Source organism: Paracoccus aerius, from assembly GCF_014656455.1.
In the GTDB taxonomy this organism is placed as follows: Bacteria; Pseudomonadota; Alphaproteobacteria; order Rhodobacterales; family Rhodobacteraceae; genus Paracoccus; species Paracoccus aerius.
This window is the reverse complement of sequence record NZ_BNCL01000041.1, coordinates 1-13,415: the sequence shown is the minus strand read 5'-3', so window position 1 is coordinate 13,415 and position 13,415 is coordinate 1. Positions and strand designations below refer to the sequence as shown.

The 13,415-nt window shown below is 62.2% G+C and carries 13 protein-coding genes; 11 read left to right on the top strand and 2 right to left on the bottom strand.

Features of this window, described 5'->3' with window-relative positions; translation table 11 throughout:
- The 4 genes from IE224_RS19680 to IE224_RS19665 form a co-directional block, all read left to right on the top strand.
- Positions 1 to 219: DUF475 domain-containing protein (locus IE224_RS19680; protein ID WP_191313100.1), on the top strand; the 219-nt coding region annotated here is incomplete at its 5' end.
- Positions 220 to 469: 250 nt separating this feature from the next.
- Positions 470 to 694: a hypothetical protein gene (locus IE224_RS19675; protein ID WP_191313099.1), complete on the top strand. Its 225-nt coding sequence runs from the start codon at positions 470 to 472 to the stop codon at positions 692 to 694.
- Positions 695 to 1,615: 921 nt separating this feature from the next.
- On the top strand, positions 1,616 to 2,671 hold the full coding sequence (locus IE224_RS19670; protein ID WP_191313097.1) for a DUF1611 domain-containing protein: 1,056 nt from the start codon (positions 1,616 to 1,618) through the stop codon (positions 2,669 to 2,671).
- Positions 2,671 to 4,278 carry an ATP-binding cassette domain-containing protein gene (locus tag IE224_RS19665; protein ID WP_191313095.1) on the top strand — a complete coding sequence of 536 codons (1,608 nt, stop codon included), beginning with the start codon at positions 2,671 to 2,673 and terminating at the stop codon, positions 4,276 to 4,278. Before IE224_RS19670 ends, IE224_RS19665 begins: the two co-directional genes overlap by 1 nt.
- 184 nt (positions 4,279 to 4,462) lie before the next feature.
- On the opposite strand, the gene IE224_RS19660 is transcribed toward IE224_RS19665, so the two are convergent.
- On the bottom strand, positions 4,463 to 5,047 hold the full coding sequence (locus tag IE224_RS19660) for a TetR/AcrR family transcriptional regulator (RefSeq protein WP_191313093.1): 585 nt from the start codon (positions 5,045 to 5,047) through the stop codon (positions 4,463 to 4,465).
- Positions 5,048 to 5,132: 85 nt separating this feature from the next.
- Here IE224_RS19660 and IE224_RS19655 point away from each other — a divergent pair, with 85 nt between their 5' ends.
- The 7 genes from IE224_RS19655 to IE224_RS19625 all read left to right on the top strand — a co-directional run bounded on the left by IE224_RS19655 (position 5,133) and on the right by IE224_RS19625 (position 12,662).
- On the top strand, positions 5,133 to 5,600 hold the full coding sequence (locus IE224_RS19655; RefSeq protein WP_191313091.1) for a cupin domain-containing protein: 468 nt from the start codon (positions 5,133 to 5,135) through the stop codon (positions 5,598 to 5,600).
- 611 nt (positions 5,601 to 6,211) lie between these two features.
- Positions 6,212 to 7,189, top strand: coding sequence for a sugar phosphate isomerase/epimerase family protein (locus tag IE224_RS19650; RefSeq protein ID WP_191313089.1), 978 nt, complete (start codon positions 6,212 to 6,214; stop codon positions 7,187 to 7,189).
- Between the two features lie 43 nt (positions 7,190 to 7,232).
- Positions 7,233 to 8,279, top strand: coding sequence for a sugar ABC transporter substrate-binding protein (locus IE224_RS19645; protein WP_191313087.1), 1,047 nt, complete (start codon positions 7,233 to 7,235; stop codon positions 8,277 to 8,279).
- Between the two features lie 108 nt (positions 8,280 to 8,387).
- A complete protein-coding gene (locus IE224_RS19640) occupies positions 8,388 to 9,926 on the top strand; it encodes a sugar ABC transporter ATP-binding protein (protein WP_191313085.1) in 1,539 nt (512 codons plus the stop codon).
- A complete protein-coding gene (locus IE224_RS19635; RefSeq protein ID WP_191313083.1) occupies positions 9,923 to 10,888 on the top strand; it encodes an ABC transporter permease in 966 nt (321 codons plus the stop codon). Before IE224_RS19640 ends, IE224_RS19635 begins: the two co-directional genes overlap by 4 nt.
- A gap of 25 nt (positions 10,889 to 10,913) precedes the next feature.
- A complete protein-coding gene (locus IE224_RS19630; RefSeq protein ID WP_191313081.1) occupies positions 10,914 to 11,777 on the top strand; it encodes a MurR/RpiR family transcriptional regulator in 864 nt (287 codons plus the stop codon).
- A gap of 18 nt (positions 11,778 to 11,795) precedes the next feature.
- Positions 11,796 to 12,662: a PfkB family carbohydrate kinase gene (locus tag IE224_RS19625; RefSeq protein ID WP_191313079.1), complete on the top strand. Its 867-nt coding sequence runs from the start codon at positions 11,796 to 11,798 to the stop codon at positions 12,660 to 12,662.
- A gap of 465 nt (positions 12,663 to 13,127) precedes the next feature.
- Here IE224_RS19625 and IE224_RS19620 read toward each other — a convergent pair whose 3' ends face one another.
- The gene (locus IE224_RS19620; RefSeq protein WP_191313101.1) at positions 13,128 to 13,412 is read right to left on the bottom strand and encodes an HU family DNA-binding protein; all 285 of its coding nucleotides are present in this window, start codon (positions 13,410 to 13,412) and stop codon (positions 13,128 to 13,130) included.
- Between the last annotated feature and the right edge of the window lie 3 nt (positions 13,413 to 13,415).

Below are 13,415 nucleotides of genomic sequence, written 5' to 3'. Positions count from 1 at the left end.
ATAACCATCATGCTGGTGGAAAAGGGCACGTTGGCACAATACCGCTATCTGGAGCATGGCGCCTTCTATGCCATCATTGCACTATCGGTGATTATGTTCCTGCAGTCCTTCATCCACATCCCCGAAGTGATCACCGGTCTGGGCGGTGCAGCGCTCATCGGCATCTCTCTGTGGTCCTCGATCCGCTGGAACCGGAAAACTCGACAAGCGAACCATTAAAAACATAACCGGCCGCGGAGTGATCCGCGGCCTTGAATTTTTTGGATTTCAGCCGAGTTTCTGCTTTAGGCAAATGCGGCAACTTCGACGTTTGAAGCAGGAGGCGCCACTGTATCCACCACTACAGTGGTCTGCGTTTGATCTACGCGTATGTCCGACTGCTGGTCCGCCATGGCTGGCGAGGCTGGATCGGGACAGCGCGATTGGCAGCCTCCTCCAGTGCTGGTTGCACCTCAGTATAGCGGCCATAATGGGTGATCTTGAAAAAGAAAGCGTCTGGAGGAGAGACCTCGACCACCAGGAAGTTGGCTTCGCCATGGACTTCCACTCGGAAGCGGCTGTCGGCTATGAGCACATACTCTCCTTGAGGGCATTCGGAACTCGTCTCGAACTTGAACAGGTCCATTTTTCCTCCAAAGCTGCTGAGGAGCCGGGCAAGTCTGAGCAGGCCGACATAGAAGAAAATCCAGTCTGACTTATAGGTTTCCCATGAAAACAATAGCGAACGGGATACTCTATTAATTGTTACCGCAGCTCCACTTCAGATGTGTCGCCTAGTTGTCACTTCTGCGGTTCTGGGAGAGGCTCGGCCGCATTTTCTGCAAATGGGCTATCCGATGTCGGAAGGATAGGGGACCGTGTGGATATATCCTCTGAAGAACGATAAGGATGCTGCTTCGAACTCCTCTGGACATAGCATGCTCCTCTTGGGCGGCATTGGAACCAGCTAGACTTCCCTTCACCCTGTTCCCACAGTCGAGAGCAGACTGCTCTTGCCCCCAGTTCACAGACCGGTTCGCTGTCCAGTATGCGCTTGCTGCATAGCAGCAATCTGCAATTATTCATTGTGAAGACCTAGCAAGAGAGCGATTTAAAGGCCTCTCCAAGACGCATCTCTCTTCGGTCAGATGCAGACAGACACGGAACATAGCTGCTTTGTCTCGCAGCATCCTGATGCGACGGACTTCTCCTCCTCCCAATGGTCCGTTCGTTGGCGGCGATGGCCCCTCCTCCCTGGCCTAGCCGCACCTTTACGCGGCCTTCCTCCTCCCTGGGCCAGCGTTATGCGGCGGCGACCCTCTTCCTCCCTGGGCGCCGCCGCCTCCACATTGGCAGAGACCAGAACGGGTTCACATCGGGATTGGTCCCCAGGTTCTGCGGGTCGGTGTGACGCGCAATAAAGAACCTTCTGCGCTTGCGTCAGGGAGGACCAAGGTGACGTAGATGCCAACAAAACCGGTCCAAGAAGAGGCCCTGAGGGTGTGATCCGCCTACGGCCACTGTGTGGCATGAATTGTAAGACAACTCCCGGTTTCGACCAATTCACAGACTGCAGGGAATAACCACCGCTTTGCCACGTATCTCTGGTGCAATCGCGTGACAAAGGAGATGCGCAATGTCGGTTCTCACCGGTCTTCCTTCGGCTGATACCCTGAAATGGTCCTTTACCACGCGCCGCGTGGCCCGAAGCGCCCTGGCGGGCCTTTCGCCTGATCTGGACTCCGCAGTTTCGGGCGATCTGGTCTTGTGCCGGGTCGTGGAATTGGGCCAGCACCGCAAGCTCCAGCTGGCCGATCGCCGCATGTCCGAGATGTACCCGGGCGATCTGATGGTTCTGTGCCTGGGCGACCGTTACGCCCCCGACCAGTTTGAGGGCCGCGCCATTCTGGATGGCCCCAGGGCCGATCTTCTGGCAGGCGGCGGCATTGTAGGGCGAATGGAACGTGCCCACAGCAAGATGCTGCAGCCAACCCAGCTTGAGCCTATTGGCATTTTGACCAGTGCCGCCGACGAGAGGGTCAACGTGGCGGATTATGCACTGCCTGCCTCGACCATACCCGACCATGTGACGGTGATCGGCGTTTTCGGAGCCTCGATGAACTCCGGCAAGACAACGGCTGCGGTCAGCATCGCCCATGGCCTTGCTGCGGCCGGATACAGGGTCGCAGGGGTCAAGGCTACTGGAACCGGTGCCTTTGGCGACTTCAATGCCTTTGAGGATGCGGGCGTTCCTGCCACCGATTTCACCGATGCTGGCATGCCTACGACCTACCGTATGCCGCTCTCCCGGATCGAGGCGGGCTTTGAAACTCTTGTCGGCAATGCCGCCGCAGGGGGCGCCGAGATCGTCGTTGTTGAAATCGCGGACGGGGTTTTCCAGGCCGAGACCGCGGCAATCCTGCGCGGTTCCCGCATTCGGTCGCGACTGGACGGGATCCTGTTTGCCGCGCCGGATGCCCTGGGCGCCCTGGGCGGGACAGAGGTGCTGCGGGCGTATGGGCTTCGGCCTTTCGCCATCTCGGGGATGGTCACGTGCTCGCCCCTTGCCCAGGCCGAGGCGGTTGGTGCGACGGGGATTGCGCACTACTCACGCAATGAACTGGCCTCGGCCGAAGTCGCACGCATGTTGATCGCCGGGCTTGTCAGGAATGCGAGCTACAGGGCTGCGTAATGGGCACTCTGCCGAAGGTGGCAGCCGAGGGGCGGATGGCGCGGCTTTGCGCCATCGCCTGCCTCGGGATTGGCCAGGCTGTCGCTCTTGGGGTTGTAGCCTTTGCCACCCGGGCGGCCTTTGGCGCCATGGCGGACGGGCAGGTGCCACGGAGCCTGACCTTCTTCCTGCTGGTTGGTGGCGGGATCGGGGTCGGCATCCTGCAGGTGGCGGTTCGCGTTCAGGCCGAGGCGGTAGGGCAGAGCTTTGCGTCAAGCCTGCGCCACACGCTTTACGCCCATATCGCCGGAATGAACCAGTCGGACTTGGCAGCCCGTCGTCAAGGGAGCCTGTCGATGCGCTTTGTCGGCGATCTATCGGCGGCGCGGGCTTGGGCAGGCGGTGGGATTGCGCAAGCCATTCCCGCCTTGGTGATTTTGCCGGCGGCCTTGCTGACACTTGTTCTTCTGCAGCCAGCGCTGGCAGTTGCAGCCCTGCTGCCCTTGTTCGTCGCTCTGATCCTGGCTGGACTATTCGCCAGCGGTCTGGGTGAGCAGCATCGCCAGCTGCGTCGCCGCCGCAGCGGCATCGCCTTGTCGATGATGGAACGCGTGAAAATGGCGCCGGAGCTGGACCTTGCCGGACGCACGACAAGCGAACTGAGCCGCCTCGATAAAGCGGGACGGAGCTTGGCGAGGGAGGCGACAACCCGCCGGATGCAAGGAGAATGGCTTCGCGTTCTCCCGCAGCTTGGGGCAGCCCTTGGCGGTGCGGCAGTGATCTGGACAGCCTCACGTGGCGGGCTGCCGACCCCTGAAACGGCGGCGACGCTGGCAATCCTGCCGATCGTGGTCTCGCCTCTGATTGATTTGGCCGCGGTCTGGGATCGCTGGTGCGCGTGGCGCATTGCGCGCGACGCCTACATGCGCCTGCTGGTCCAGCCGAGCCAATTGCGCCGTGTTGTTCCCCGAGGCGGCCCGGTACCTGTCATCTTCAAGGGTCGGACCCATCTTGGCCGGACTGTCGATGTAAGTATCAGTGCCGGAGCCCTTGCCACGATCTGGGGACCGCCGGGATCGGGAAAGAGCGATCTGGCCCGCCTGATCGCGGCACAGAACCAACCGGGCGCGGGTTACGTTGCCTACGGCCTGAATGACAACAAGCTGCCGCGCATCGCTTATGTCGGATCGGCACCGCTTGCGCCGAAGGGCAGTCTCCGGCGCACGCTGACGCTGGGGATCGCCCCCCGTCCCGGCGGGCGCGACATTCGCAGGGTTGCCCAAGCCTACGGACTGCGGCGTGTTCTTGACCGGATCGGCAGTACGCGTGGGCACTTGCCCGAAGGGGGAGGAGGCCTTTCGACCCATGAACAGCTGGCGATTGGCCTTACCCGTGCGGCACTGATGCGTCCCGACTTGATCGTGATCGATCACCCCGCGTTCTGCCCTGATCATGTCCCATTGATCAGAAAGCTACACGAAGAGACCGGCGCCACACTTGTAGTGGTCACCAAGCCAGAGCTGTTTCCTGGCGCCGTGCATGTGATGACGAATGCTCGAGATCAAGCCGCGCTGCGCCAGGAGAAACTGCCGCTGGAGAACGTGGGCCTGCGGCAAACCAAAGTTTAACAAAGCAGTGCGGGCTTGCAGATCAAAGAATGCAGCAAGGGGAACCAGAGCCGGCTTCGAGCCGATTAAGCAGTACACGCGGCGAACTAAATCGATTGATAGCGGTCATCCTGAGATGAGGTCGGGCTGTTCCATAACACCTGTTGCTGCCGATTTCCCTTCTCCGGCTTGATCAGGAGGCTGTCTACGGCAGCATCCGATCGCAGATCGCCTCGGCGGTCTCTGCCACGAGTGCGCGTGCCTCTTCTGCGGACAGGCCGGCGATGTCGAAGAGCGCGATCATGGCCTCGGCCCCGGTGGCCATGCCAAGCGCGGCGGCAATGGACCGAGCTTGATCGGGGCGGATGTCTGACTCGCTCTCCAGGGCCCTCAGGAAGGCCTGGATGCGGCGGGCGCCGCGGCGGGGGGTTTTGCCGTCCTGCGCTTGCGCACTCGCCTGCAGGTTCAGGCCGAGATAGGTGCGAAAGGCCGCCTCGTTCGTCACGGCCAGGTCGAAGAAGTAAAGGCTGATGGCAACCAGCCGATCACGTAGGCTGGCGGCATTGCCGATGATCTCCTCGTAAGGTGCCGCCTTCAGATGCAGGCCTGCCTCGGCCGCCAGGAGCGCGGGATCGGAGAAGTACCGGTAGGCCGAGGCCTTCGAGATGCCGGCTTCGCGGGCCGCTGCTGTGACCGTCAGGGGCTCGCCGCGCATCAGGAGCGCGCGGGCCGCGTCCAGCAGGGCCGCCCGTGTTTTCTTCTTCTGGTCTTCCCGCTGCGTCACGGCCACCTCATGAGACAATTGTCTTGCTAGGATCATTCTGCAGTTATAAGACCTCTGTCTCATGAATGGCAACCAACAGGAGAAACACGCCATGACCGCTCCGCGCAGCTATGACGCTATGGGCATACTCTTCCGGTTTCACGCCTTCCCTGGCGAGACGATGGGCAAGTTCTGCCTTGTGGAGGCCGTGGTGCCGCCGGGCTTGGGTGCGCCGCCCAATCATCATGCGGGCGAAACAGAAGCCTTCTACGTGCTTGGCGGGGAGATCGCGTTCACGCTTGCCGGGGAAACGCAGCGGGTCCAGGCGGGCGGCTTTGTCTCGGTCCCCAACGGAGCGGTGCATTCCTTTCAGGCCATAGGCTCCGAGCCTGCGCGCCTCCTGATCATCAACGCGCCGGGCCACATGCACGAGGCGTTCTTCACCCGGACCGGCCGTCCGGTTGCTGACACCACCACGGCCCCGCAGCCTCTGGACGGACCGCCGGACGTCGCGCGCATTCTGTCTGTCGCGGCGGATGTCGGCATGGTCATCGTGCCGCCTGCGGATGCCGCGCACTGAACGGCTGAACTCAGCGTTGCTTCTTCTGGTCTCCACTCTCCAGCGTCTTCAGGATCTCGACGGCCTCAGCCAGACCTGCCGCAGTGCTGCGGCTGGAGTTACTGTAAGCCTCCGCAATGTACGGACCAACAATGCGCGCAGCCTCTGCGACGGTGTCTGGGTCGGTACTAATTTCTGAAGGGGCAGGGCGCGTCCTGCGGCCAACCTCATGCCTGCCCCGAAGGAGGTACTGATGAAGTCTCTGACGGAGGTCGCGGAAAGAAATACCCATCTCTGACAACGTGGCTGGATGTAGCCGGTTGCGACGTTGGAGTTAATTCTGTCTTTTATTACCACCCGATCCAAAAGATCAAAACCTCTACTTGGGCTGGGTCGTGTTGCATTGTAAACGCGACGGATTCCCCGTCGCGGTTTATCGCCGACCCCCCTCAACACATCAGATGCCTTGGGAGGGTAGTCGCATCACCAGGGCTCGCGAGCAGCCCCATGTATAAGAGCATTGGCGCGCCTCACCTGAGAGGAGTCGCGACCACAGCCAAACACAGCCTCCTTCATTGAACTTGACAACTTTACAGCTATAAATGTATTCGTAAAGCAATGGAGGACAGCAGATGACCAGATTCGCGACACGCCTTAACTCCTTTGCTGCGCAGGCTGACCAAGCCTGGCCTGGTTATAAGGGCAAGCCGACCTTGGAAATGATGGTTGAGCGTGCCGCAAGTGTGCCGGGGCTGACCCATGTCGATCTGAACTATCCCGACCACGTGGTCGAAGCGCCCAGGACGGTGCGGGGCAAGGTCAACGATCTCGGCCTGCAGGTGAACGGCCTTGCCATGCGCTATTATACCAACCCTGCCTTCAAGCTCGGCGCCTTTACCCATCCGGATCGAGCCGTGCGGCAGGAGGCGATTGACCTGACCAAACGCGGCATCGATGCCGCGATGGAGATGGGAGCGCCGCTGATGACGCTGTGGCTGGGTCAGGATGGCTTCGACTACAGCTTCCAGGGCGACTACGCCCGGATGTGGGAAGACGAGGTCGGTGGAATCCGCGAGGTGGCGCAGCACGCCCCCGATTGCCAGATTTCTATAGAATACAAACCGAACGAACCACGTTCTTACGCCTTGCTTCCTGATGCTGCGACCACCTTGTTGGCAATCGACGAGACGGGATGCGACAATATCGGCGTCACGCTTGATTTTGCACATGTCCTCTACGCAGATGAAATGCCGGCCTTCGCCGCCGCCTTGATCGCGCGGAAATCCAGGCTTCTCGGGGTTCATCTGAACGACGGCTATGCCAAGCGCGACGACGGGCTAATGGTCGGCAGCGTCCACCCGCAGGCCACGCTGGAGCTTTTGTGGCAGATCTCGCGCGACGGTTATGAGGGCGTCATCTATTTCGACACCTTCCCTGACGCCTCGGGCATCGACCCGGTCGAGGAGTGCCGCACCAACATCGAGGCGGTTGAACGGTTCATGACGATGGCCAAGCGCGTGTCGGCAGACAATGCCTTGCAAGACGCTATTGCGTCGCAGAATTCCCCTCTCAGCCAGCGCGCCGTAGGCCGCATCATGGCAGGGGTGTAAGCTTCACAATATTTTCGATTATCGTAAAGGGAGGAGACCCAGGATGATCACGATCAAGTCGCTTCTGATGGCCAGCGTTGTGACGGCATTTGCGGGTATGGCCTCGGCGCAGGATCTGGCGCCATTGAACTCGGACGAGGAGCCCGACCGCATGGATTGGTCCGAGCTGTCTGAACGCTTCGGTGAGTTGCGCGCGCCGGCCAAGGGCATCCAGGTCGGCGGCGTATCCAAGACGCTGACCAACGAATACTGGCGCTCGCTTGGGCAGGGTTATCAGAACCTGGCCGATGCGCAGGGCGTCACCTTCGCCTATCAGGCCGCTCCGTCCGAGGGCGATCAGTTGGGCCAGTTGTCCATTGCTGAGAACATGATCCTGCAAGGTTACAAGGGCCTGTTGGTCTCGCCGCAAACAGACAACAACCTGCAGCCGGCCATGGAAACCGCCGAAGCGCAGGGTATTGTGGTGGTCAACGTGAACGACGCCGTGATCCCCTCGGCACGGCACTATGTTGGCAACGTGCAGCGCGACAACGGCGTGCGGGTCGCGCAATGGTTCATCGACAACAAGCCCGAAGGCGGCAAGGTCGCCGTGATTGAAGGCCAGCCCGGCGTCTTTGCCGCTGGTCAGCGCACCGATGGCTTTACCGCCACCATCGAAGAAGCCGAAGGCTTTGACGTGGTCGCCAGTGTGCCTGCCAACTGGAGCCGCGAGACCGCTTATGACGCCGCCTCGACGATCCTGCAGCAGCACCCAGACCTGATCGGTTTTTATGCCAACAACGACGGCATGGCGCTCGGTGTGGTCGAGGCGGTCAAATCGGCCGGGCTTCAGGACCAGGTTGCGGTCTTTGGAACGGATGGCATCTCGGACGCCTATGCGTCCATCCGTGCGGGCGATCTGACGGGCACCGTGGACAGCTTTCCGGTGCTGACAGGAGAAGTCGCCATGGAGGTGGTTCTGCGCCTGATTGCGGGCCAGGAGCTTCCTCGCGTCGTGGCTACCCCGCAGGCGCTCATCACGACCGACAATGTCGAGCAGTATTCGGTCGAAGACACCGCCGCCCTGCGCGAGATGCTGCTGGCCGAGTAAGACGGCGGCAGGCAGCGCTTTCTCGGCGCGGCCTCTTGGACTGGCAGGATGGCGCCCGCGCGGCGCCATTCCCCCTCCCGTCGCGACGGGCCTCATGAAAGTATCGACATGACCACTTCCGCAAGTCGGCTGTCGCTGGTCGGCGTCAGCAAATCCTTTCCTGGCATCCGCGCCCTGGACAATGTCAGCTTCGATGTCCGCCCCGGCGAGGTGCATGGTCTGCTGGGCGAGAACGGCGCCGGCAAATCGACCATGCTGAACATCCTCTCGGCCGTGCTTCAGGCGACCCAGGGAAAGATCTTCATCGACGGTCAGCATGTCACGCCGGCACGCCCTGCCGACGCCCGCGCCGCGGGGATAGCGATGATCCACCAAGAACTACAGCACATACCGCAGCTCAGCGTGGCACAAAATCTGTTCCTCGGGCGCCCGCTGACCACGGCGGGGGGCATGCTGGTGGATCGTCGCGCGCAGGAACGCCGGGCTCGCGAGATCCTGGCCGGCCTCGACCCGCGTATCGATCCGCGGGCGCCGATCCATACCTTGAAGGTCGCCCAGCAGCAGATCGTGGAAATTGCCCGCGCGCTGCTGGACGACGCCAAGGTCATCGCCATGGACGAGCCGACCTCGTCCCTGACGCCCTCGGAGTTCGAGAGCCTCGCGGCGCTGATCGCGCGACTGGCGGCGCAAGGGAAGTCGATCATTTACGTTTCGCACAAGATGGACGAGGTGTTTCGGGTCTGCGACCGCGCCACGATCCTGCGCGACGGGCGCTTCATCGACACGGTCGATCTGTCGCAGATCACCGAGGACCAGGTCATCGCCAAGATGGTCGGTCGCGACATCCTGCACGAGCGTCACGTGACCCATGCCCGTCCCGAGGTGGTCATGCAGGTCGAAGACCTGTCTGACAGCGGTCTCATCCGCAACGCCAGCTTCGCGCTCCACAAGGGCGAGGTGCTGGGACTGGCGGGGTTGGTAGGGTCGGGCCGGACGGAACTGCTGCGCCTGATTGCCGGCATCGACTCCGCAAAGTCTGGTCGCGTCATCCTGAATGGCAAGCCGGTCGATCTGCGCAACCCGCGCAGCGCCATCCGCGCAGGCATCGGTCTGGTGCCAGAGGAGCGCAAGAAGGATGGCATCGTGCGCGAGCGGCCCGTGTCTTCGAACATCGCGCTGCCCTGCATGGGGCGGTTCAGCCGCTTCGGACTGGTGCGCCGGCGGGCTCTCCATGCCGAGGCAACGTCGCTGATGAAGAAGATGGGCATGCGCCCGCCGGACGTAAATCGTGCCATCGGGACATTTTCAGGTGGCAATCAGCAGAAGGCCATCATCGGTCGCTGGCTGGCTGCCGATGTTGACATCCTGCTCTTCGATGAACCGACCCGCGGCATTGATGTCGGCGCCAAGTCCGAGATCTATGACCTGATCGCCCAGCTTGCACAGGCCGGAAAGTCGATCATCGTTGTCAGCTCAGAACTCCCCGAAATCATCCGCCTGTCCGACCGCGTGATGGTGATGCGCGAAGGCCGCATCTCGACCATCCTGAATGCAGACGCGATCTCGGAAGACGCCATAGCGGCAAACGCCATTCCCAAATCCCAAGGCCCGCTCGCCGTGGCCCAGTCCATCGAGGTCCTGTCATGACCGACATCCCGACTTCCACCCCGATCCGTTCCGGCCCGCGCATCAACCTTCGCGACGCCGGCACGTTCTTCGGCCTTGTCTTGATCTTTGCCGTGTTCGCGGTGCTGACCCCGGTCTTCCTGACGGCGCCGAACCTGATCAACATCCTGCAGCAGTCCTCGATCAATGCCTGCATCGCGCTTGGCATGACCTTTGTGATCATCTCGGGCGGGATCGACCTGTCGGTCGGGCCCACGGCAGCCGTGTCCGCCATCGTGGGCGCTACCCTGATGATCGCGGGCGTGCCGATCCCGCTGGCCGTGATGGGTGCCATCGCCACCGGCATGGCCTGCGGGTTGTTTAACGGAACGCTGGTCGCCATTGCGGGGCTGCAGCCCTTCATCGTGACCCTTGGCGGGCTGTCGCTTTACCGGGCGCTGGCCCTGATCTTCACCGGCGGCAACCCGATCTTCGGCATCCCGACCGAGTTTCGGGACGCCATCAACGGGGTGGTTCTGGGCGTACCGGTCCCGGTCATCGTCGTGGCCGTCATCGCTGTGATCCTGTGGGTGGTTCTGAATCGCAGTCCGCTGGGCGAGTATATCCTGGCCGTCGGCGGCAACCCGGAGGCTGCCCGGATTGCCGGCGTGCCGGTCGCCCGGACCAAGATCACCGTCTACGTCCTGTCGGGCGGATTGGCCGCCGTGGCCGCGCTGATCCTGACGGGCCGCCTTGGCGCCGCGGATCCGACCATGGGCAACTTGTGGGAACTGGACGCGATTGCCGCCGCAGCCATCGGAGGTGCGTCCCTGATGGGTGGCAAGGGCTCGGTCGTGGGCACGTTGATGGGGGCCGTGATCCTGGGCGGCCTGCGCAACGGGCTGACCTTGATGAACGTGCAGGCCTTCTATCAGCTGCTGGCGACGGGTATCATCATCTTGGTGGCCATGCTGATCGACCGCGCGACGCGCGGCCGCGCCTGAGGCCGCGCCAGCAGGAGGCCAAGCCATGAACGTCATCCACGACCCCCGCAGAATTGGCGCGCAGATCCGCATGCAGATGCCGTTCCTGACGCCGCTCGAGGCGAGGGTCGTGGACACGCTGACGGGACGCGCGGACCTGAGCCTTGCCACGCCCCTGCGCGAAGTCTCCGAGGATGCGGGGGTATCAGATGCCATGGTCGTGAAGATCGCCAAGAAACTGGGCTTCGCGGGTTTCCGGGATTTTCGCGAGGCGTTGGTTGTCTACCGCCAGACCGACGCCGCCTCGCTGCATCGGGAGATCTCGCCGGATGACAGTTCGGCCGATATCATCCGCAAGGTCTTTCAGACCTCCATGCAGGCCCTGGAAGAAACCATGTCGATCATCGATGTGGCAGCGTTCGACCGTGCGGCCGACCTGCTGCATGGGGCACGCCAGAGGGACTTCTACGGTGTTGGCGGTTCGGCGCAGATCGCGCGGGATGTCGCGCACAAGTTCCTGCGCATCGGCTTGCGGGCCGGGGTCCAGGACGATCCGCACATGATGCTGATGTCGGCCTCGCTCCTGGGGCCGGAGGATGTCGTCGTAGCCTTCAGTCATTCCGGCAGCACGTCAAACGTGATCGAGGCTGCGCGCTTGGCCCGCGCGCAAGGTGCGCGGGTCATTGCGGTTACCAACTATGCCACGGCACCCCTCTCCGAACTGGCGGACATCGCGCTGTGCTCAACCGCCCAAGGATCGCCTTTGTTGGGGGAGAACGCGGCCGCACGCATCGCGCAACTAAACATCATGGACGCCATCTTCGTGGCCGTTGCGCAGCGGGACCTGGACCGGGCCGAGGCGCAACTGGCCCGGACCCGACAAGCGGTCGAGACCAAGCGTCGCCGCTAGTATAATCTGAGGACATACATGTCTCTTTCCTTCTGCGCCGTTGTCGTCGGCAGCCTGCATTATGATATCGTTGTCGATGCCCCCCACCGGCCTGCAGCTGGCGAAACGGTGACAGGCACCGCGTGGCGGCCGGTCTTCGGCGGCAAGGGTGGCAACCAGGCAGCCGCTGTGGTGGCGGCCGGGGTGCCCTGCCGGATGGTTTCGGCGGTCGGGGACGACGGGTTCGGAACCTTTCTGCGCGACAGCCTGCAGACAGCAGGTGTCGATGATACTCATGTTGTGACCTTGCCTGACACCGGCTCGGGAATGAGCGTCGCGATCATGGACGCGGAAGGCGATTACGGAGCGGTGATCGTTTCGGGCTCAAACCTGCAGATCGATCCGAGCGGTCTTAACAACGACGCGCTGTGGCAGAATGCCACCCATCTGGTCCTGCAGAACGAGGTCCCCGAAGCCTTGAACATTGCTGCGGCGCGGGCCGCTCGCGCGCGTGGTGTGGCCGTGATGCTGAACGCAGCACCTGCGCGCGAACTGTCCGACGCGCTGGCCCAAAGCATCGACATCCTTGTGGTCAATGCCGGGGAGGCCCAAGCCTTGTGCGGCACTGAAGTCTCTTCGCTAGATGCGGCGCGGAGTGCTGCAGAGGCCTTGGCACGCCGGTTCCGGGTGGCGGTTGTCACGGCAGGAGGAGATGGCGTGGCAGTCGCAGGTGAGGACATCGCCTATGCCGAGCCGGGGCATGATGTGGTACTGGTCAGCACCCATGGGGCTGGCGATTGCTTTATCGGTACGATGGTGGCCCAACTGGTCGGCGGAGCAACATTGCCCGAGGCTGTCGCACAGGCCAACCTCGCAGCGGCACGGCACGTCTCGCGGCAACGATGAGGATCATGGCGTCGTAATCCTTTGCCGTGAGTTGCAGTGCAACTAACCATTCGGTCACATCGCAGCAAACGGCAGCTCAGCGAATGCGAGAGCGCCATAGTTATCTCCGTGTTGTGCCACTTCTATCCAACATGAGAGGCGGCACGACCCGGTGCACTATTGACCGCCGCTTTTCCGGGAACAGATCGAGCCGCCTTTGCACCGACCACCGCAATAGCCGTTCGCGCGGGCGCAGAGGCCCCCGGACATTCTATCATGCGGCAGCGAAGGCAACTGCAGCAAGGATCTCAAGGTGGGCTGAAGCCGACCGCTGGGTGATCTGCTCCCAGTCTTCCATAAAACCCGTTGATAGCCATCGATGCCGATTGGCAATCATCTGGGGCTGCGCGGGACGGCTCCAAATGGACCGTTGTCTTTTTCCGGCTTGCCCCCGCTGCATGCGGGAGCAAGCCATGTCGGCAGCAGTTAAGAGTTGACGCTGTCCTTCAGAGCCTTGGCTACCGTGAACTTTACCACGCGATCGGCAGGCTTTGTCATGGCCTCGCCTGTGGACGGATTGCGGACCTGTCGTTCGGGACGATCCCGACAGGCGAGCTTGCCCAAGCCAGGAAGGGTGAGGGCGCCGCCTTCGGCCACGATCGAGGTCGCAACTTCGGAAAGCGCATCGAGAACAGAAGAGACATCCTTTTTCTCAATGCCAGACTTCTCGGCTAGGATAGCAAGCAGCTCAGTCTTCGTCATCGGCTTCATCGT

Bases quoted from the DNA above. Each gene is read 5' to 3' on its own strand.
- IE224_RS19675 (WP_191313099.1), top strand. From the start codon at position 470: ATGGGTGATCTTGAAAAAGAAAGCGTCTGGAGGAGAGACCTCGACCAC.
- IE224_RS19670 (WP_191313097.1), top strand. From the start codon at position 1,616: ATGTCGGTTCTCACCGGTCTTCCTTCGGCTGATACCCTGAAATGGTCC.
- IE224_RS19665 (WP_191313095.1), top strand. From the start codon at position 2,671: ATGGGCACTCTGCCGAAGGTGGCAGCCGAGGGGCGGATGGCGCGGCTT.
- IE224_RS19655 (WP_191313091.1), top strand. From the start codon at position 5,133: ATGACCGCTCCGCGCAGCTATGACGCTATGGGCATACTCTTCCGGTTT.
- IE224_RS19650 (WP_191313089.1), top strand. From the start codon at position 6,212: ATGACCAGATTCGCGACACGCCTTAACTCCTTTGCTGCGCAGGCTGAC.
- IE224_RS19645 (WP_191313087.1), top strand. From the start codon at position 7,233: ATGATCACGATCAAGTCGCTTCTGATGGCCAGCGTTGTGACGGCATTT.
- IE224_RS19640 (WP_191313085.1), top strand. From the start codon at position 8,388: ATGACCACTTCCGCAAGTCGGCTGTCGCTGGTCGGCGTCAGCAAATCC.
- IE224_RS19635 (WP_191313083.1), top strand. From the start codon at position 9,923: ATGACCGACATCCCGACTTCCACCCCGATCCGTTCCGGCCCGCGCATC.
- IE224_RS19630 (WP_191313081.1), top strand. From the start codon at position 10,914: ATGAACGTCATCCACGACCCCCGCAGAATTGGCGCGCAGATCCGCATG.
- IE224_RS19625 (WP_191313079.1), top strand. From the start codon at position 11,796: ATGTCTCTTTCCTTCTGCGCCGTTGTCGTCGGCAGCCTGCATTATGAT.
- IE224_RS19620 (WP_191313101.1), bottom strand. From the start codon at position 13,412: ATGAAGCCGATGACGAAGACTGAGCTGCTTGCTATCCTAGCCGAGAAG.